The 20,346-nt window shown below is 62.9% G+C and carries 17 protein-coding genes; 15 read left to right on the forward strand and 2 right to left on the reverse strand.

Annotated features, from left to right (window positions below; all coding sequences use genetic code 11):
- The first annotated feature begins 168 nt into the window (after positions 1-168).
- The 11 genes from H6P80_RS13575 (at position 169) to H6P80_RS13625 (ending at position 13,020) form a co-directional block, all read left to right on the forward strand.
- On the forward strand, positions 169-1,647 hold the full coding sequence (locus H6P80_RS13575) for an NAD(P)-dependent oxidoreductase (protein ID WP_185801890.1): 1,479 nt from the start codon (positions 169-171) through the stop codon (positions 1,645-1,647).
- Positions 1,647-2,444, forward strand: coding sequence for a hypothetical protein (locus H6P80_RS13580; protein ID WP_185801891.1), 798 nt, complete (start codon positions 1,647-1,649; stop codon positions 2,442-2,444). The genes H6P80_RS13575 and H6P80_RS13580 overlap by 1 nt, the downstream gene beginning before the upstream one ends.
- A 19-nt stretch (positions 2,445-2,463) precedes the next feature.
- Positions 2,464-3,210 carry a DUF2059 domain-containing protein gene (locus H6P80_RS13585; RefSeq protein WP_185801892.1) on the forward strand — a complete coding sequence of 249 codons (747 nt, stop codon included), beginning with the start codon at positions 2,464-2,466 and terminating at the stop codon, positions 3,208-3,210.
- Positions 3,207-7,721, forward strand: coding sequence for a glutamate synthase large subunit (gltB, locus tag H6P80_RS13590; protein WP_185801893.1), 4,515 nt, complete (start codon positions 3,207-3,209; stop codon positions 7,719-7,721). Before H6P80_RS13585 ends, gltB begins: the two co-directional genes overlap by 4 nt.
- 122 nt (positions 7,722-7,843) lie before the next feature.
- Entirely contained in the window at positions 7,844-9,019 is a 1,176-nt protein-coding gene (locus H6P80_RS13595) for a uroporphyrinogen decarboxylase/cobalamine-independent methonine synthase family protein (protein ID WP_185801894.1), read from the forward strand.
- Positions 9,020-9,128: 109 nt separating this feature from the next.
- On the forward strand, positions 9,129-9,461 hold the full coding sequence (locus H6P80_RS13600; RefSeq protein ID WP_185801895.1) for a VOC family protein: 333 nt from the start codon (positions 9,129-9,131) through the stop codon (positions 9,459-9,461).
- A 104-nt stretch (positions 9,462-9,565) separates the two neighbouring features.
- Positions 9,566-10,018 carry a hypothetical protein gene (locus tag H6P80_RS13605; protein WP_185801896.1) on the forward strand — a complete coding sequence of 151 codons (453 nt, stop codon included), beginning with the start codon at positions 9,566-9,568 and terminating at the stop codon, positions 10,016-10,018.
- Positions 10,019-10,092: 74 nt separating this feature from the next.
- Entirely contained in the window at positions 10,093-10,764 is a 672-nt protein-coding gene (locus H6P80_RS13610) for a glutathione S-transferase family protein (protein WP_185801897.1), read from the forward strand.
- 36 nt (positions 10,765-10,800) lie between these two features.
- Complete coding sequence (locus tag H6P80_RS13615) at positions 10,801-11,514, forward strand: hypothetical protein (protein WP_185801898.1); 714 nt, start codon at positions 10,801-10,803, stop codon at positions 11,512-11,514.
- A gap of 8 nt (positions 11,515-11,522) precedes the next feature.
- A complete protein-coding gene (locus H6P80_RS13620; RefSeq protein ID WP_185801899.1) occupies positions 11,523-12,266 on the forward strand; it encodes a class I SAM-dependent methyltransferase in 744 nt (247 codons plus the stop codon).
- Positions 12,267-12,282: 16 nt separating this feature from the next.
- The gene (locus H6P80_RS13625; RefSeq protein ID WP_185801900.1) at positions 12,283-13,020 is read left to right on the forward strand and encodes a class I SAM-dependent methyltransferase; all 738 of its coding nucleotides are present in this window, start codon (positions 12,283-12,285) and stop codon (positions 13,018-13,020) included.
- Positions 13,021-13,023: 3 nt separating this feature from the next.
- Here H6P80_RS13625 and H6P80_RS13630 read toward each other — a convergent pair whose 3' ends face one another.
- Both H6P80_RS13630 and ubiG read right to left on the reverse strand, forming a co-directional pair.
- The gene (locus H6P80_RS13630; protein ID WP_185801901.1) at positions 13,024-13,827 is read right to left on the reverse strand and encodes a sulfotransferase domain-containing protein; all 804 of its coding nucleotides are present in this window, start codon (positions 13,825-13,827) and stop codon (positions 13,024-13,026) included.
- 36 nt (positions 13,828-13,863) lie between these two features.
- Positions 13,864-14,604 (reverse strand): bifunctional 2-polyprenyl-6-hydroxyphenol methylase/3-demethylubiquinol 3-O-methyltransferase UbiG, encoded by a 741-nt coding sequence (gene ubiG / locus H6P80_RS13635; RefSeq protein ID WP_185801902.1) that lies wholly within the window; start codon positions 14,602-14,604, stop codon positions 13,864-13,866.
- 81 nt (positions 14,605-14,685) lie between these two features.
- On the opposite strand from ubiG, the gene H6P80_RS13640 reads away from it, so the two are divergent.
- From H6P80_RS13640 to H6P80_RS13655, 4 genes are all read left to right on the forward strand, one after another.
- Positions 14,686-15,942 (forward strand): aspartate kinase, encoded by a 1,257-nt coding sequence (locus tag H6P80_RS13640; protein WP_185801903.1) that lies wholly within the window; start codon positions 14,686-14,688, stop codon positions 15,940-15,942.
- A 44-nt stretch (positions 15,943-15,986) separates the two neighbouring features.
- Positions 15,987-16,985: an NAD(P)H-dependent flavin oxidoreductase gene (locus tag H6P80_RS13645; protein ID WP_185802147.1), complete on the forward strand. Its 999-nt coding sequence runs from the start codon at positions 15,987-15,989 to the stop codon at positions 16,983-16,985.
- Between the two features lie 109 nt (positions 16,986-17,094).
- Positions 17,095-19,674: a hybrid sensor histidine kinase/response regulator gene (locus tag H6P80_RS13650; RefSeq protein WP_185801904.1), complete on the forward strand. Its 2,580-nt coding sequence runs from the start codon at positions 17,095-17,097 to the stop codon at positions 19,672-19,674.
- Between the two features lie 69 nt (positions 19,675-19,743).
- Positions 19,744-20,337, forward strand: a complete 594-nt coding sequence (locus H6P80_RS13655; protein ID WP_185801905.1) for a GNAT family N-acetyltransferase — start codon at positions 19,744-19,746, stop codon at positions 20,335-20,337.
- Positions 20,338-20,346: the final 9 nt, after the last annotated feature.

Raw genomic sequence — 20,346 nt, forward strand, 5'->3', positions numbered from 1 at the left:
CAAAAATATAGGGCCGATACGGCCTTTTTAATTTCGTGCGCTTGGCGGATTTGCGTCGGAGGCGTAATAAAATTTCCTGAATAGGTAAGTTTTACTGACTTAAATTGCCAATTTCCACGTGACTTGGCGGCTCTGCGCAGTTATAGGCCGCCGAATACGGAGATTGTGATGGCTGATAACCCAATGCTCAAATTTGTGGGCGTTGAGCAGGATTACCCTGCGAAGCGTGCGCCCGGAGATCGCAAAGGCGACTTCGATGAAATCGCGCGTGCCTATGCGATGGAAAAGGCGGAAGAACAATCGGCGCGCTGCTCGCAATGCGGCGTCCCCTATTGCTCGGTCCACTGCCCGCTGCACAACCACATCCCCGACTGGCTGAAGCTAACCGCCGAAGGCCGGTTGCGCGAAGCGTTCGAACTTTCCAATTCGACCTCGACCATGCCCGAAATCTGCGGCCGCATCTGCCCGCAGGACCGGCTGTGCGAAGGCAATTGCGTGATCGAATTTTCCGGCCATGGCGCGGTCACCATCGGTTCGGTCGAAAAATACATCACCGACACCGCCTGGAAGGAAGGCTGGGTCGAGCCGATTACGCCGATGCGCGATCGTTCGAACCAGTCGGTCGGTATCATCGGGGCCGGTCCCGCCGGGCTCGCGACGGCGGAATATATGCGCGGCCATGGCTATGCAGTGCATGTCTATGACCGGCACGACCGGGCGGGCGGCCTCCTCACCTACGGCATCCCGGGTTTCAAGCTGGAGAAGGAAATCGTCATGCGGCGCGTGCGGCGCCTCAAGGATTCGGGCATCGAATTCCATGAAGGTTTCGAGGTGGGCAAGGATGCTACGCTGGAGGAATTGCGGGCCAAGCACGATGCGCTGCTGATCTCTACCGGCGTCTACAAGGCGCGACAGTTGAAAGCCCCCGGTGTCGGCGCGCCAGGCGTGGTCGAGGCGCTCGATTTCCTGATTGCGTCCAACCGCAAGAGCTTCGGCGAGACCGTCGAGCGTTTCGAAAATGGCGAACTGAACGCAGCGGGCAAGAATGTCGTCGTCATCGGCGGCGGCGACACCGCGATGGATTGCGTGCGTACCTCGGTCCGCCAGGGCGCGAAATCGGTGAAATGCCTCTACCGGCGGGACCGCGAAAATATGCCCGGTTCGCAGAACGAAGTTCGCAATGCCGAAGAAGAAGGCGTCGAGTTCGTCTGGCTTTCCGCGCCCCAGGCGTTCGAGGGGCAGGACGCCGTGAGCGGCGTGAAAGCCGTCGGCATGCGCCTCGGCGCACCCGATGCCTCGGGCCGCAGGACGCCGCAGGCAGACCCCGGCAGCGAGTTCGATATCGACGCCGATCTCGTTATCAAGGCGCTGGGCTTCGACGCGGAAGACCTGCCGGGAATGTTCGGCTCACCCGATCTTTCGGTGACCCGCTGGGGCACCTTGCGGGTCGATCACAAGACGATGCAGACCAGCCTCGAGGGCGTGTTCGCGGCCGGCGATATCGTGCGCGGTGCGAGCCTCGTCGTCTGGGCAATCCGCGACGGCCGAGACGTTTCCGGTCACATGCACAGCTATCTGAAGGCCAAGGCCGCTTCGGCGCCGGCTCCGGCAAAGAAGAAGGCGGCGCGCAAGAAGGAAGCGGTGTGATGCTGGCCCTGGTCGCAACGTTGCTCGTCGTCCAACCGGAGGCGACAATTGACGCGCCGGTACCGGAAGCGGCCGTTTCCGTCGAAACCCCGGCCGAAGAAACAGCCGTCGAAACTGCGCCGAACCAGGAAATCGCGGCCGAAGAAACCGTTGCCGAGGGCATTCCCGCGGTCGAAACGCCGCAGTGGCATCTCGCCCGCCTCTCGGCCGCCGGCGAGGCGCAGTTGGCGATCATCGACGGCGATCTCGGCACGGACTGGCTCGAGGCGCTGCTCCAGTCGACCCCCTATTTCGCAGCGCTCGAGGCCGAGCATCGGGGCCTGATCGAAGATGTGGCCGAGGAGACGCAGCCGATATTCGTCGCGCTCTATCGCGCCAGCCTGCCCGGCTATGAAGCCGAACTCGCGGCGCTGTTCGGCGAGAATCTGACCGCAACCGAAATCGTCGCCGCCAACCGTTTCTTCGACACCGAGACAGGCCGCCTGATCCTCGACACCCAGACCGAGATCAATCTGATCGGATGGATGTCGTCGCTCACCGTCCGGGAAGGCGACCCGCGCAGCGATCCGCTCGTGGGGCGCGCATTGCAGCGGGCGCAGCGGGCATTGTCCGATCTGTCGCGCAGCGAGCAGCTGCGTATCGGCGAATTCTACCAGTCCGGTGTCGGCCGTAAAATCGGGCAGTTGCAAACGGCGATCGTGGAACTGGCCCGCGCGCTGGCCGAACGCAACCAGGCAGCGCTGCAGGAAGACGTGATGCGCCGCGCCGAAGACATCGTCGCCGAACATGCGCGCTAAGAGAAACAGGGTTACGAAGATGAACCATTCGATCGAAGCCGAACGCACCAGCATCACCCGGGACGGCATATGTCATTCCGATCCGGGTCTTGTCGCCTGCGGCCGCCGCAATCAGGGAGATAAAGGCATGCGGGCCTTGTTCATTGCCGCCTCTCTTGCGACGGTGACCGTCGCGCTGCCCGCGCAGGCCCAACCGGCGCCCGAAGCGATGGCCGGACAGGCTGACGAAAATGCCGAAGCCCGGCTCTCGGTCGCGCGCGAAATCGTCGCGACGATGGGCGCCGAGCAGCAGATGGACATGATGGTCCAGACCCTGCGTCCGACGCTTGCCAGCAGCGTGGTGGGGAATCTTTCCACCTTGAACCCGTCGCGCGACCTACTCGCGGAAGTCGAGGAAAATTATCCCGGCGGCGCCAGCGCATTCGGAGAGGCCTTTGCCGATCGCTACGCCGTGAATTTCCGCACCCGCTATCCGGAGATCGTTGAAGAGATCGCCCACTATTACGCGTCGAACATGTCGCTCGAACAGCTGACGGCAACGCTGGCCTTCTTCCGCTCCGATAACGGCAGCGCCTGGGTGGAACTGATGCCCGCGGCCCAGCAGCATATGACACAGGTCGGCGCGCAATATGGCCTGCAGGCCAATATCCAGACCGCCGCGGAAATGCTGAGCGACCTGACGCATCGCGAACAGGGCGGAGCGCTGGATTCCAATCTCGACGCGATGCGGGATGGCGACGCCGAAACCGAAGAGACCGAAGAATGAACCAATTCCCGACTCCCGAACACGCCCGCATTGCCCGGGATGGCATGTACCATTCCGATCTGGAGCATGATGCCTGCGGCGTCGGCCTGGTCGCGGCGATCGACGGCCAGCCCTCGCGGCGCGTCGTCGAAGCGGGTATCGATGCGTTGCGCGCGGTGTGGCACCGCGGCGCTGTCGATGCCGACGGCAAGACCGGCGACGGGGCCGGCATTCTTGTCGATCTGCCCGAGCGTTTCTTCGACGATGCCATTGCCGATAGCGGCCACAAGGTGCTGCCCAACCGGCTTGCGGTCGGCATGGTCTTTCTGCCGCGCACCGATCTTGGCGCGCAGGAAACCTGCCGCACCATCGTCGAGAGCGAGATCATCGATTTCGGCTACACCATCTATGGCTGGCGGCAGGTGCCGGTCGACGTTTCGGTGATCGGCCAAAAGGCGCAGGCGACCCGGCCCGAAATCGAGCAGATCATGATCGCCGGCCCGATGCCCGACGATGTCGACGCAGCGGAATTCGAGAAGGACCTGTTCCTGATCCGCAAGCGTATCGAGAAGCGGATCGTCGAAGCGCAGGTGCGCGATTTCTATATCTGTTCACTGTCGTGCCGATCGATCGTCTATAAGGGCCTGTTCCTTGCGGAATCGCTGGCGACCTTTTATCCCGATCTCATCGACCAGCGGTTCGAAAGCCGGATGGCGATCTTCCACCAGCGCTATTCGACCAACACCTTCCCGCAATGGTGGCTGGCCCAGCCGTTCCGCAGCCTTGCCCATAATGGCGAGATCAACACAATCCGCGGCAACAAAAACTGGATGCAGAGCCACGAGATCAAGATGGCTAGCCTCGCCTTTGGCGAGCATGGCGACGAGATCAAGCCGCTGATTCCGGCGGGATCTTCGGACACCGCTGCGCTCGACGCGACCTTCGAAACGATCTGCCGCTCCGGCCGCGATGCGCCGACGGCCAAACTGATGCTGGTGCCCGAAAGTTGGCAGCATGACGACGACCTTCCCCAGGCGCATCAGGATATGTACGCCTATCTGGCGAGCATGATGGAGCCGTGGGACGGCCCTGCCGCGCTCGCCATGACGGATGGCCGCTGGATCGTCGGCGGCATGGACAGGAACGCGCTGCGTCCGCTGCGCACGACGCAAACGTCGGACGGGCTGCTGATCGTCGGATCGGAAACCGGCATGGTGGTCGTTCCCGAAAGCCAGATCGTGAAGAAGGGGCAGCTCGGCCCCGGCCAGATGATCGCCGTCGATCTCGACGAGGGCAAGCTCTACGACGACCGCGCGGTCAAGGATCGCATCGCCGCCGAACGCCCCTATGGCGACTGGGTGAAGGGCTTCAAGACATTCGAGGACCTGCCCAAGGCGAAGAAGGATTACGCACCCCATTGGGAACGCGCGGAACTGCTGCGCCGCCAGGTCGCGGCCGGGCAGACCATCGAGGATATGGAGCTGATCCTCGCGCCGATGGTCGAAACCTCCAAGGAAGCCATCGGATCGATGGGCGACGATACGCCGCTCGCGGTCGTATCGGCCAAACCGCGTCTTATCAGCCAGTTTTTCCGGCAGAATTTCAGCCAGGTGACCAACCCGCCGATAGACAGTTTGCGCGAACGCCATGTGATGAGTCTCAAGACGCGCTTTTCCAATTTCGCCAACATCCTCGACCGCGAGGCCGAGCAGGACAGCGTGCTGGTGCTCGATTCCCCGGTGCTCAACTGCGAACAATGGGGGCGGCTCAAGGAAGTATTCGGCGACAATGCCGCCGATATCGATTGCACCTTCGAAGCCGGATCGAGCCTGCGCGAGGCGATCGCCTGCGTTCGCAAACAGGCCGAACAGGCGGTGCGCGAAGGCCGGATCGAACTGTTCCTGTCGGACGAGGCATCGGGGCCGGAGCGGATCGCGATCCCGATGGTGCTCGCGGCCGCCGCCGTCCATACGCATCTCAAGCGCAAGGGCTTGCGGTCCTACGCCTCGGTCAATGTCCGGTCCGCCGAGTGCCTCGACACCCATTATTTCGCGGTGCTGATCGGCGTCGGCGCGACCACGGTGAACGCCTATCTGGCCGAAGCCGCGATCGCCGAGCGCCATTCGCGCGACCTGTTCGGCGATATGCAGCTGGAAGAATGCGTTGCCGCCTATCAGCAGGCGGTCGACGAGGGCCTGCGCAAGATCATGTCGAAGATGGGGATCGCCGTGATCTCCAGCTATCGCGGCGGCTATAATTTCGAAGCGGTCGGCCTGTCGCGCGCACTCGTCAACGAGTTCTTTCCCGGCATGCCGGCGAAGATATCGGGCGAAGGCTATGGTTCGCTCCAACTCAATGCGGAACTTCGCCACGAAGCGGCCTGGGACCCGGCCGTCGTAACCCTGCCGATCGGCGGCTTCTACCGCCAGCGCGCGGGCGGCGAGCAGCATGCCTATTCGGCGCAGCTCATGCACCTGCTGCAAACCGCCGTTTCGACCGACAGCTATTCGACCTATCTGCAATTCGCGCGCGGCGTTCGCGATCTCGATCCCGTCTATCTGCGCGACCTGATGGAGTTCAACTGGGCCAAGGAACCTGTCCCGATCGACGAGGTCGAGGCGATCACAGAAATCCGCAAGCGCTTCGTGACGCCGGGCATGAGCCTCGGCGCGCTCTCGCCCGAAGCCCATGAGACGCTGGCCATCGCGATGAACCGGATCGGCGCCAAAGCGGTTTCCGGCGAAGGCGGCGAGGATGCCGGCCGTTACCAGCCCAAGGCGAACGGCGACAACGCCAACAGCGTCATCAAGCAGATCGCCTCGGGCCGTTTCGGCGTGACCGCGGAATATCTCAACGCCTGCGACGAGATCGAGATCAAGGTCGCCCAGGGCGCCAAGCCCGGCGAGGGCGGTCAGCTGCCCGGCTTCAAGGTCACCGAATTCATCGCCAAATTGCGCCATTCGACGCCGGGCGTGACGCTGATTTCGCCGCCACCGCATCATGACATCTATTCGATCGAGGATCTCGCCCAGCTGATCTACGACCTGAAGCAGATCAACCCGCGCGCGCGGGTCTGCGTCAAGCTCGTCAGCTCGGCCGGCATCGGCACGGTCGCGGCCGGCGTCGCCAAGGCGCATGCCGACGTCATCCTTGTCGCGGGCCATGTCGGCGGCACCGGCGCCTCGCCGCAGACGAGCATCAAATATGCCGGTACGCCGTGGGAAATGGGGCTTTCAGAGGTCAACCAGGTGCTGACCCTTAACGGACTGCGCCACCGCATTCGCCTGCGTACCGATGGCGGGCTGAAAACCGGCCGCGACATCGTGATCGCCGCGATTCTCGGCGCCGAGGAATATGGTATCGGCACACTGAGCCTGGTCGCGATGGGCTGCATCATGGTCCGGCAATGCCATTCCAACACATGCCCGGTCGGCATCTGCACGCAAGACGAGAAGCTGCGCCAGAAATTCGTCGGCACGCCCGAAAAGGTGATCAACCTGATGACCTTCATCGCCGAAGAGGTCCGCGAGATTCTCGCCCGCCTCGGCTATCGCAGCCTCGACGAGGTCGTCGGCCAGACCGAGCTTCTGCGTCAGGTGTCGCGCGGTGCCGAGCATCTCGACGATCTCGATCTCAACCCGATCCTCGCTAAGGTCGATGCCCCCGACGAGGAGCGGCGTTTCAATATCGAGGGCTGGCGCAACGAAGTGCCCGACAGCCTCGACGCGCAGATGATCGACGACGCGCGCGCCGTATTCGATCGCGGCGAGAAGATGCAGCTCACCTATACCGTGCGCAACACCCACCGCGCGGTCGGCACTCGGCTCTCCTCGGAGATCACCCGCACCTTCGGTATGTCCTCACTCGCGGACGATCATGTGAAGGTCCGTCTACGCGGATCGGCCGGCCAGTCGCTCGGCGCTTTCCTGTGCAAGGGCATCACCCTGGAAGTGTTCGGCGATGCCAACGACTATGTCGGCAAGGGCCTTTCGGGCGGGCACATCGTCGTGCGGCCGACCGTCTCTTCTCCTCTCGACGGCAGGGAAAACACGATAATCGGAAACACCGTCCTTTACGGCGCGACGGCGGGCAAATTGTTCGCCGCAGGCCGGGCGGGCGAACGGTTCGCGGTCCGCAATTCGGGCGCCGATGTGGTGATCGAGGGCTGCGGTGCGAATGGCTGCGAATATATGACCGGCGGAATCGCCGTTATCCTCGGCACGGTCGGAAAGAATTTCGGCGCGGGCATGACCGGGGGGATGGCTTTCATCCTCGACGAGGATGGCCATTTCGAACGCCATGCCAATCCCGAGAGCATCACCTGGCAGCGCCTCGCCTCCTCGCATTGGGAAGAGCGGCTTCTGGAACTGATCGGCGGCCACGCCAAGGCGACCGACAGCCCATGGGCGCACAATATTCTCGACGATTGGGACCACTGGCAGACGCGCTTCTGGCAGGTGTGCCCGAAGGAAATGATCAGCCGGCTCGATCACCCGCTCAGCGACGAAGAGGAAAGCGTGGCCGCCGAATAGGAAATAGAGCGCGCCCCTTTCCAACTCCTTTCCAGCCGCGCGCCAGCGCCTAAACGAACGATGGTCGTTTAGCGATCTTTGTGCCATATTCTCCCTCCTCGATCGCGGAAAAGGAGAGCGCTATGCGCCGCAGCTCGGACAAGATACTCGTCACCCATGTAGGCGCGCTTCCCGCACCACCCGACGTTTGGGGCCAGACCGACATTCCCGATCAGCGCTTGGCAGAGGCCGTTGGCCAAGTTGTGGACCTGCAAAAGCGGGCCGGTGTCGATTTCGTCAACGAAGGCGAACTCACCAAGGGCGGCAACTGGTTGCAATTCGTTACCCATCGGCTGTCGGGCTTCGAGCCTTCGGAAAGCGCGGGCGCGGCCAGCCTGATGTTCGATAGCGCCGACTGGAAGGACTATGCGGAATTCTATCGCGACGCACTCGCCAGCGGCACCTTGTTCGAGGAAAGCGGGACGGCGCCTGCCCAGGGTACCGAAAGCCGTAGCCGCATGGACTGGAGCTGCACTGGGCCGATCGCCTATGTCGGCCAGGAGCTGCTCCAACGCGAGATCGACACGCTGAAAAGCGCGCTTGGCGATACGCCGCCCACCGACGCCTTCCTGACCTCGACCGCGCCCTCCAGTCTCGAGGTCGGCCGCACCAACGAATATTATGACAGCGACGAAGCCTTCCTCTTCGCGATCGCCGATGCGATGGCCGTCGAATATGAAGCGATCGCCGCAGCCGGGCTGCAATTGCAGGTCGACGACGCCTGGCTTGCCGGCCTGTGGGACCGGATCGGCATCCCTATGGGGATCGATGCCTATCGCAAATATTGCGAGGTTCGCGTCGAGGCGCTGAACCATGCGCTGCGCAACGTGCCGGAGGAACAAGTCCGCTATCATATCTGCTGGGGCAGCTGGCACGGCCCGCACAGCCAAGATCTGCCGATGGCGGATATTGTCGACATCCTGCTGAAGATCGACGCGCAAACCTATCTGTTCGAGGCGGCGAATGTGCGCCATGAGCATGAAGCGGCAATCTGGGAAAGGGTGAAGCTGCCCGAAGGCAAGATCCTCGCCCCCGGCGTGGTAAGCCACGCGACCCGGCTGATCGAGCATCCCGAACTTGTCGCCAATCGCATCGGGCAATTCGCGTCGATGGTCGGCCATGAGAATGTTATCGCCTCGACCGATTGCGGCCTCGGCCTGCGCTGCCACCCGCAAATCGCCTGGGGTAAACTGGCGGCGCTCGCGGAAGGCGCGGCGCTGGCGAGCGAAAAGCTCGCCGGAAAGCCCGTGGCGGCCTGAATCGAACCGTTGACCAAAGCCTGGCGCCGGAATAAGAACAAAGAAGGAACATTATGCGGCGGAGTCGCGATCCGCCTGTCCGGTACAAGCGCAAGAAGGAGGCGGCGCCATGCAGAAACCCAATTATCTGGAGCTCTATACGGCCGATGTGGAGGCGATGAAGGCCTTTTATTCGGCCGTGTTCGGCATGGAATTCACCGACTACGGCCCCGACTATGCGGGATCTTCGGGCGGTGCGGTCGAAATCGGTATTCATCGGGAGGATGCCGTCCGGCCGCCGCTACCGGGCTTCCAAACCGACAATCTCGAAACCGCGCGGGAAAGCGTGATCGATGCCGGCGGCGAAATCCTGCAGGAGATATACGGATTCCCGGGCGGCCGGCGCTTCCATTTCCGCGATCCCGGCGGCAACGAAATGCTCTATTACATCTATGAAGAGTGAGCCGCCCTCCGGCAGCCGCACGCCGCAACCCGTTCAGCGCGGACTCATTTGGCGCTTGCTAATCTCGCGCTAATATAAAATCCCCGGTTTTCGAGGAGATTGCCATGCGCCGCCTGTCCATCGCCGCCCCGCTGCTGATCGCGCTCGCCGCATCCGCACCCGCCGCCGCGCAGGATGATTGGCCCGGCGAGTCCTATGCGGACGACAGTGCAGGCGAGCTACCGCCGCCCACAAGCCCGGATATCTGGGACGACGACCCCTATGCGCAAAGCGACGAGACCGTACTCATGGTCGACAGGTTCGTGAGCACGCTGCTCGACATGCCGGTCGCCAGCATCGCCGCCGCGCTGCCCCAGGCCGATATCGCCGGCGATGTGCGCCCGGGCGACACCCTGCGCGACGTGATGGAACGCGAAAACCCCGAGCTGGAGACGCAAATGCGCGGCGGCGCACGGGCGCTGACCGCGATGATCGGCGATATGTCCCGCCAGCTGACCACCATGATGCCCGAGCTCGAAAGCTGGAGCCGTCGGATGCGCCGCGATACCGACAATTAATTGGGGCAGCCGATCGTCTCCTCTACCCCGAAAAGCGCTAGACGGCATCCACCGCAACGTTAATGTCCGGCGCCATGTGGGAACTCTTCCAATTTCCGCTCTGTCCATTCAGTCGCAAGGTCCGCCTGCTCCTGGGTGAGAAGGGCATCGGCTACGATCTCGTGCGGGAATCGCCTTGGGAACGGCGGGACGAATTTCTCGATATCAACCCGGCCGGCAAAACGCCGGTGATGGTCGACAAGGACCAGGGCACGACCCTGATCGACAGCCGCGCGATCTGCGAATATTTCGAAGAAACGGTGGAGGCTGCGCGGATGATCACCGGCCCGGCCACCGCGCGCGCCGAGATCCGCCGCCTCGTCGCCTGGTTCGACGAGACGTTTTTCGCCGACGTCACCCTGCCGCTGATGCATGAGCGGATGTTCAAGCGACTGATCCACCGCGCCTCGCCCGACGGGACCGCGCTGCGCGAGGCGATGAAATCGGCCGACGCCCATCTCGATTATATCGATTACCTGCTCGATCACCGCCGCTGGATCGGTGGCGCCACCTTAAGTCTCGCCGACCTCGCCGCTGCCGCGCAAATCTCGGTCGCCGATTATCTGGGCGGCTTCAACTGGTCGAGCCATGCCCAGGCCAAGGCATGGTATGCGGGCCTCAAATCCCGTCCCAGCTTCCGCCCCTTGCTTTCCGAGCGGATGGAGGTCATTTCCCCACCCGCCCATTACGACAAGGTCGATTTTTGACGGCCGGCGCCTGACAAGTCATCCCGCGGACAATCCATGGCCTATATATCCAGAGAATTTGGTTTCGCGTTTTTCGCCGCGCCTGCGACCGGCAGTTCGGCGGTGATCAAAGCCTTGCAGGATGCCGGCATCGGCGAATTCCTGCCCGCGCAGGATATCGAGCGCGACGGCAAGCTGTTCGTATCCAGCAAGCACAGCACGCTGCAAAATCTGCAGGACGCCGGGCTGGCCGATGCCGTTGACGGGCTCACCAAGGTCGTCGGCGTCCGCAACCTGTTCAGCTGGTATGTCGCCAAATATCTGCGCAACACCAAAAGGCGTCTGCAGAGCGTGAACAACAAGAACAGCTTCATCCACAAGCTGCCGGAAGTCGACAAGGCGGCTTATATCGAACGGCTGAAACGGCACGCCGGGATGACCTTCGCCGAATTCCTGGAAGAAAAGGTGGGCCGCCGCCAATCCCGCGATCCCCATGGCCGATTCCAGCGCAAGATGGACGTTTATCTGCATCAGGAAAGGCTGGACGCGGATTTTCGGGTTTTTGCCGATAAGGCGGGATTGCCACCGGGCATCGCGATCAAGCCTTTCGGCGTCACCGGGGTCATGGAGCCAGGCAAGACCTATCGCGACTATTATACGCCGCAGCTGATCGACATGGTGTATGAGAAGGATGCGGTGTTCTTCAAACGCTTCCCCGAATACAGCTTTGACGGGCTCGACCAGCACGCGCTGCCCCGCGCAACAGGATGATGTGAACCGTGAAGATCGAAAACCCGCAGCTTCGCAGCTATATCCAGAACGGCTATCGTCAGGTCGAAGGCTGGCTGCAGCTGCCGGTGCTCTGGGCACTTTCGCGGGTTGCCGCTTTTCAGGCTGACCAGAAAATTGTCGGCGCCAGCTGCGAGATCGGCGTCCATCACGGCCGCTTTCTGCTCGCGATCGAGAATGTCACCCCAGCCGGACAGAAATGCTACGGCGTCGATATATTCGACAGCCAGCATCTCAACATCGACAGTTCGGGCAAGGGCAGTCACGATATCTTCGCCGAAAATGCCGCGACATATGCCGCCGAACCGGACCGGATCGAAACCCGCCATCTCGATTCCACATCGGCCGAGGCGCATGGATTTTTCCGGTCGATCGAAGGGAGGGTCGCGCTATTCTCGATCGATGGCGGCCATACGCGCGCCCACACGGTGAGCGACCTGATGGCGGCGGAAACCTGCCTGTGCGATGGCGGCGTCGTCTTTCTCGACGATCTTTTCAATGTCGACTGGCCGGGCGTTACCGAAGGGCTGATCGACTATCTGCGCGGCCCCAGCCGGCTTGTCCCGTTCGCCTCTGTCGGCGGCAAGATGATGCTGTGCGGCCTGAGCCAGGCCAAAAGCTATGCCGCCATTATTCGCCAAGCGGCGGTCGACGACGAGGAGATGCGCCCGAAGGCGGTGAAGATCTGCGGCGCCGATTATTTTTCCATCCGCCACATGCCCAAAAAAGCCTGATGGACCGGGGCCAGCCATGGAACTGAAGGTCAAGCGCCAACGCTATGACGATGCATCGCTGATCGAGCGTGGCGAGGCCCGGGCGAAGAATGTCGTCAACAAACTGAAGCTCGACCCTGAAACACTGCGCGGCAAGCGGTTTCTGGAGATTGGCTGCGGCTTCGGAGAGTTTTGCGCAGCGATCGAAGATCTGTTCGGCGCGGCGGCGGTGGGCGTGGATCCGACGCCCCGCTCGCTCAAGGGGCCGTTCGCGGACCGACCCTTCTACAAAAGGATCGACATTACCAGCGACGAAGCGCTCACGCTCGGCCAGTTCGATCACGCGGCCTCTTTCGATGTTTTGGAGCATGTCGAAAATCCGAAAAGGGCGCTCGAAAACATCTTCGCCATGCTGAAGCCCGGCGGCACGGCGTTCCTGAAATATAATCTTCATCGCGGCGCGAGCGCATCGCACCTGATCCACCAGACCGGAGTGCCCTGGTGCCATCTCGTCATGTCCGACGAAGAGATCGAGGCGCTCACCCTGGAGCGGACCGGCGAAGCGCGAAAGCCGGCCTGGGTCAACAAGGCGACCTATGCGCACTATCTGATCTGGTTCGAAGAAATCGGCTTCATCCGCCGCAAAACGCATTACGTCACCTACCCTATGGAACCCGCCTTCTACGAGCAACACCGCGAAAAGCTCGAACGCTATCCGATGGACGATCTTGAGAAGAATTTCATGGTCGTCACCGTAGAAAAGCCCGGCGCCTAGATTTTATTGGCGCAGGCGCGCGGCCGGAATGCCCGTCAGCCGGCGCGTTTGCGCGAAATCCTCGGAAAACAGGCTGGCAAGTTCGCGCCGGATGCCGGGATCGAGAGGACCGCCGCCGATCTTCTTCTGCGTCGAGCCGACGCGCGGCATCGTCGGCCGCGGCAGCTCCACGCCCAGCCATGCGGCCAGATCCGCGCAGACGGTGCGGTTCTTTTCGACGATATCGTCGAACGCGATGATCTTCACATACCCAGCAGGAAAAACGTCCAGATAGCGCCGGACGGCGTCGTGATAGAAGCTGTGGCGCATATTCGCGACCGGGTGCCAGAAACGCGGCGGCTCGAAATCCGTATCGTAGCGCTCCAGCCCCTCGCGGAAATAGGCGTTGATGTCGTCATTCTTATGGTGCGGATAATGGTGCCTATAGTGCGACACCGCGCGCCGGACCGGATTGCGCAACTGGATGACGATCCGGCAATCGCCGCACAGCGCCTTGATCCGTCCGGGCGCTTCGGGGCTGTGGAGATATTGCGGGGAAATTTCGCCGCGAAAGCGCGCCGCTTCGCCGCCCAGGAAGAATTGCAGATATTCGGCGTCGGTCATCCGGTCATAGCGGCTGGAGAAATAGGCGATCTCCTTGACCGGGCTCATGCGGATGTCCGGGGTATGTTCCAGCAGGTGATAGAGGGCGGTCGTGCCCGAGCGCGCGGCGCCCACGCCGATCAGGTTCGGCGGCTTCGGGGCCGCGTCCGGATAGCGCGCAGCAAGCTCCGTCCTCCAGGAAAGCAGTTCGTCGAGAGTGGGCATGCAGGGTCCTTGGAAGCTCGTCGGCCGGGGCGCGGCCTATCCGGTTTTCCGGGCCGTCACCAGATAGTTGAGCGCCGTCCGGCTGGAAATCTCGAAACCGCGCAGCGGCGAGAAGCCGAGGCCGGAGATGTCCCCGACAACAAGGCCCGCCTCTTCCAGCAACGCCGTCAGCTCTTCGGGCGTCAGGAACTTGTTCCAGTCGTGCGTCCCTCGGGGGATGAGGCCGAGCCCCTCGCCCACCGTGATCATCGCGATCCGCGAGGCGGCGGTGCGGTTGGGCGTCGACATGACGAGCAGGCCATCGGACGCCAGCGCATCGGCGATGCCCTGCACGAACGCCGCGGGATCGGCGACATGCTCGACCACCTCCATGCAGGTGATAAGATCATAGGATCCCGACGCCGCTTCGATCCCGCCAGCTCGATAGTCGATGACGAGGCCGGTCTCCGCCGCATGGGCCCTGGCCGCCTCGATATTCTCCGGCGCCGCGTCGATGCCGGTAACGGCCGCCCCCAGCCGCGCCAGCGGTTCGGCGAGCAGCCCGGCGCCGCAGCCGATATCCAGTGCGCGCTTGCCGGCGAGCGGGTTGCGTTCATGCTCGTCGATCCCCCAATGCCGGTTCACCGCATCGCGGATATAGCCCAGCCGCGAGGGGTTGAGCTTGTGGAGCATCGCCGAAGACCCCTTGGGATCCCACCAGTCGGCGGCCTGCTTGCCGAAATGTTCGGCTTCCTTCGGGTCGATGGACGGGGAGGACGAGGCTGCACTTGCGTTCATAATCCGCCCTACCTATCAGGATCGCGCCCCGCTTCCTATGGGGCAAATGCTAGGTTTCTCGGGGGTATTTCGGACAGTTTAATGGCTCGCATCGTGATGAAATTCGGCGGCACCTCCATGGCCGGGATCGAACGGATCCGGGCCGTGGCCGAGCGCGTCAAAAAGGAAGTGGACGCCGGCAACGACGTCGCCGTGATCGTTTCGGCGATGGCCGGAGAAACCGACCGGCTCGTCCAATTCTGCCGCGAAGCCTCCTCGCTCTACGATCCGCGCGAATATGACGTGGTCGTGGCGAGCGGCGAGCAGGTTTCGGCCGGGCTGCTGGCGATCATGCTCCAGTCGATGGACGTCACCGCGCGCAGCTGGATGGGCTGGCAGCTGCCGATCAAGACGTCGGAAGCCCATGCCTCGGCGCGGATCGCCGGCATCGACACCGATATCCTGGCGAAAGCCATCGAGGGCGGGCAGGTCGCCGTGATCCCCGGCTTCCAGGGCATGACCGAGGAAGGCCGCGTCGCGACGCTGGGCCGCGGCGGCTCCGACACGTCGGCGGTGGCCGTCGCCGCCGCGATGAAGGCCGATCGCTGCGATATCTATACCGATGTCGACGGCGTCTATACGACCGACCCGCGTATCGTGCCGCGCGCGCGCAAGCTGGCCAAGGTTACCTATGAAGAGATGCTGGAGCTCGCCAGCGTCGGCGCCAAGGTGTTGCAGACGCGCTCGGTGGGGCTGGCGATGAAACATGGCGTCCCGCTGCAGGTGCTCAGTTCGTTCGAGGACAAGCCCGGCACGATGATCGTCGGCGAAGAGGAATTCGAGGAAAGCGAAATGGAAGAACAGCTCATCACCGGTGTCGCCTATGACAAGAACGAGGCGAAGGTCACCCTCACCTCGGTCGCCGACAAGCCCGGCTCGGTCGCGCATATCTTCACGCCGCTTGCCGAGGCCAATATCAATGTCGACATGATCGTGCAGAATTTCGCGCGCGAAACCGGCAATACCGACGTTACGTTCACGGTGCCGCGCGCCGATCTCGCCCGCGCGCTCGACGTGCTCGAAAAGGCGCAGGACAAGATCGGCTATCGCGAAATTTCCAGCGACACCAATATCTGCAAGGTCTCGGTCGTCGGCGTCGGGATGCGCAGTCATGCGGGCGTCGCCTCCACGATGTTCCAGACGCTCGCCGATCGCGGCATCAACATCATGGCGATCACGACATCGGAGATCAAAGTCAGCGTGCTGATCGAGGAGGATTATACCGAACTCGCCGTGCGCGTGCTGCACACCGCCTATGGGCTGGATTCCGAAGACGTTCCGGCCGAGGAAGGCGCGTGAGCGCTTTCCCGACGACCACGGGCCTCGACACCGTTCGCGCGATGATGGCGCGGGGCTGCGAATTTCTCGGCACCGACTATGCGATCATGGGCGGCGCGATGAGCTGGATTTCGGAACGCAATCTCGTCTCGGCCATCTCCAATGCCGGCGGCTTCGGCGTGATCGCCTGCGGGGCGATGGAACCGCACATGCTCGACACCGAAATCGCCGAGACGAAAAAGCGCACCGACAAGCCGTTCGGTGTGAACCTCATCACCATGCACCCGATGCTCGACGAACTGATCGACGTCTGCGCGCGCCATGAAGTCTCCCATATCGTGCTCGCGGGCGGCCTGCCCCCGGGCAAGGCGATCGAGAAGATCAAGGGCTTCGGCGCAAAGCTTGTCTGCTTCGCCCCGGCGCTTGCGCTAGCGAAAAAGCTCGTCCGCTCCGGCGTCGACGCGCTGGTAATCGAAGGCATGGAGGCCGGCGGCCATATCGGCCCGGTCAGTACCAGCGTCCTCGCCCAGGAAATACTGCCCGAACTGGCGCAGGAGCTGCCGATCTTCGTTGCCGGCGGCATCGGCCGCGGCACGGCGATGCTGGGCTATCTGGAAAGCGGCGCGGCGGGCGTCCAGCTCGGCACGCGTTTCGTTTGCGCCACCGAATGCATCGCGCATGCAAATTTCAAAAAGGCCTTTATCCGCGCCCCCGCGCGCGACGCGATTGCCAGCACCCAGATCGATCCGCGCCTGCCCGTGATTCCCGTCCGCGCGCTCAAGAACAAGGGCACCGAGGAGTTCAACCGCAAGCAGATCGAAGTCGCCAAGCTGCTCGACGCCGGCGAAATCGAGATGGGCGAGGCGCAGCTCCAGATCGAACATTTCTGGGCCGGCGCCCTGAAACGCGCGGTGATCGACGGCGATGTCGAAAACGGATCGATCATGGCCGGGCAGTCGGTCGGCATGGTCAAGGCCGAAGAGCCGGTCGCGGACATCATCGCGACGTTGATGCAGGAAGCGGCGACAGCGATCGAGGAACGAAGGGCGGCGACGGCAGCCTGATCGCGAAACGCCGCGAAATTATCGGCAAGGCGCTTGAAAACCGGCTATTTTTACGATTTGTTAACCCTGCGCGCCGTACCGGTAAATCGACAACAGGGGTCGAGTTTGCGTGTCGCGCTTTTTCTGCAATCCATTTTCCGTACCGACAGACCAGCCCGATCTTCTGATCGCGCAAGCCAAGGCCTTCACGCGCCAAATTCCGCTGATGCATGTCGTGCTCCTGGCCAATACCTTGGCGCTGAGCCTGACGCATCTCTCGGTCGCGCCGCCGTTGCTTGCCGCGACCCCACCCGCACTGATGGCAGTCATCTGCCTTAGCCGTACCTTCGACTGGTGGCGGCTGCGTCACACCGAGATCGACGCCGCGCTGGCCGAACGCAAGCTCAAGCGGACGATCTGGACGACCCTCGCCCTGGCGCTCGCTTTTCCCAGCTGGGCGCTGGCATTGCTGCCTTATGGCGATGCCTATCAGCAGGGCCATGTCGTATTCTTTCTCGGGCTTACGATCCTCGCCTGCATCTTCTGCATGATCTATCTTCGCGGCGCCGCGATACTCACGGCGCTGATCGGCCTTCCGCCCTTTGTCGGCTATCTTGCGCTGTCGAGCGCACCGGTGTTCCAGGCGATCGCGGTGAACATGACGATGATCGGCATCATGACGATCTTCATCGCCTTGCGGCAAAACAGGGAGTTCGCCAATCTCGTCGCGTCGCGCCGCGACTTGGCGAGCCAGGCGGCACAGGCCGAGGCACTCAGTGCGGAACTGAGGCGCAGCAACACCGAACTTCAGATGATCCTCGACAATATCCCGCTTCATATCTTCTACAAGGACGACAAGAACCGCATCTTGCGCCTGAACAAGGCCGCCGCCCATATGTTCGGCAAGCCGGTCGAGGAAATCGAGGGCCGGAGCACCTACGACCTCCTCCCCCACAAGGCCAAGGAGGTTCACAAGGACGATCTTGAGGTTATCGAATCCGGGCGACCCCGGCTCGGGCAGGTCGACGTCAATATCCTGCCCGACGGCAGCGAGACCTGGCTGCGTATCGACAAGGTGCCCTATGTCGATCCGGTATCCGGCGAACGCTTCGTGTTCGCGGCCGTTACCGACATGACCGCGGAAAGACTCGCCTGGGACGGCCTGCGCGCGAACGAGGAGCGCTACCGGAGCCTCTACAACAACGCGCCGGTCATGATGCACTCGATCGGGCCCGATTATCGCATCCAGAATGTCAGCGACCTGTGGCTGGAGACCCTGGGCTATGCCCGCGAAGAGGTGGTCGGCAAACCGGCCACGAAATTCATGGCCGCGGAAACCGCGAAGAAGATCGTACAGGAATGGCGCCCCGCCTTCCTGCGCGGCGCACCGATCAAAGAGATCGAGATGCAGTTCGTCAAAAAGTCCGGCGAGACGCTCGACGTTCTGGCTTCCGGTTCTCCGCAGCATGACGAAGAGGGAAAGATCGTGGGCGGTCTGGCCGTGCTTATCGACATCACGGAACGCAAGGCGATCGAAAACCAGCTGCTCCAGGCCCAGAAGATGGAATCGGTCGGCCAGCTGACCGGCGGCATGGCACATGATTTCAACAATCTGCTCGGTGTCATCATGGGCAATCTCGAACTGGTCGAGCGCAGCATCAGCGGCGATCCGGCAACGCAGCGCAGGCTTGCGGCGGCGAGCATGGCCGCCGAGCGCGGCGCCGAACTGACACGGCGGCTGCTCGCCTTTTCGCGCCAGCAGAAGCTGGAAATCGAAACCGTGTCCCCGGGCGCGATGGTTTCGGACATCGAGCATCTGCTGCGACGGACGCTGGGCGAGAATATCGTCCTAGATTGCCAATTCGACGCAAACTTGCCGCCGATCTGCGCCGACAGGGTCCAGCTCGAATCGGCCATCCTCAACCTCGCCGTGAACGCCCGCGATGCCATGCCCGACGGCGGCACATTGGCGATCAAGGGCGAAACCGTGACCCTCGATACGGATTTCGGCTCACCGGATCTTCCGGTCGATCCCGGCGACTATGTGATGATCGCGGTGAGCGATACCGGTACGGGCATTCCCGAAGACGTGCTCGCCAAGGTGTTCGAACCCTTTTTCACGACCAAGGAGACCGGCAAGGGCAGCGGCCTAGGCCTCAGCATGGTGTACGGTTTCATGAAACAGTCGGGCGGCCAGATCCGGATAGCCAGCCGGGCCGGCAGGGGAACCGCGGTCCGCCTCTATCTGCCGGTGGCGCGCGAAGCCGTGGAAGCGGCGGAAACACGGGCGCGATATGAGAGCCAGACGCGCGTGCCGCAGGAAACGATCCTCGTCGTCGAGGACCAGCCCGATCTGCGCGCCGTCGCCGTCGAGAATCTCGAACATCTCGGCTACCGGGTCATCGAGGCCGAAAACGGTGTGAGCGGCCTCCAGCGGCTGATCACGCATCCCGAGATCGACCTGCTGTTCACCGACGTCGTGATGCCCGGCGGGATCGACGGCACCAAGCTCGCGGAAGCGGCCGCAGCGCTGCGTCCGGACCTGCCGATCGTTTTCACCACCGGGTTCGCCGGTCATTCGATGTTCAACGAAAAGGCGCTCGAAGCCCATCGGAACGTCCTGATGAAACCCTATCCCCTGGCCAGCCTGGCGGAAAAGATCATGGCCGCGCTTCATCCCCAGGAGGGCCGAAGGTCGAGGGCCGCCTAGCGCCATCTCCCGTTGCGCCGGCGACCATGATAGAAGGGCAGCGCTTCCCTTCGCCGGAGATTGCAGAGCATGACAGCCCCGCCCGAAATCCGCCCCGCCTCCCCCGAGGAGCGCGCCCGCGCCATCGACACCATCGTCCTGGGCTTTGCCGCCGATCCGCTGTGCCGCTGGATCTGGCCCGAAGGGCAGACCTATCTCTCGGCGATGGCGAAGCTGACCGAAGCCTTTGGCGGCAAGGCGTTCGACGAGGCTACGGCATACATTACGCCGGATTTCGAGGCGGCGGCGCTCTGGCTGCCGCCGGGCGTCGAGCCCGATGCCGAGACGATGGGCGCGCTCGTCGCCGAAACCGTGGCGCCCGAACGGCTGGAGGAAATCGGCACCTTCATGGCGATGCAGGACGACTATCATCCCGAGGGCGAACATTGGTACCTGCCGCTGATCGCCGCCGATCCCGCGCATCTCGGCAAGGGGCTGGGCGGCGCGCTGATGAAGCATGCGCTGGCGGTCTGCGACGAAACCGGCACGACCGCCTATCTGGAAAGCTCCAACCCGCGCAATATCTCGCTCTACCAGCGCCACGGTTTCGAGATCATGGGCGAAATCCAGCATGGCAGCTCGCCGGTGATGACGCCGATGATCCGGGAAGCGCGCCAAGGCTAGGGACGGCCG

The sequence above is a fragment of the Parasphingopyxis marina genome, assembly GCF_014237875.1.
Taxonomy (GTDB): domain Bacteria; phylum Pseudomonadota; class Alphaproteobacteria; order Sphingomonadales; family Sphingomonadaceae; genus Parasphingopyxis; species Parasphingopyxis marina.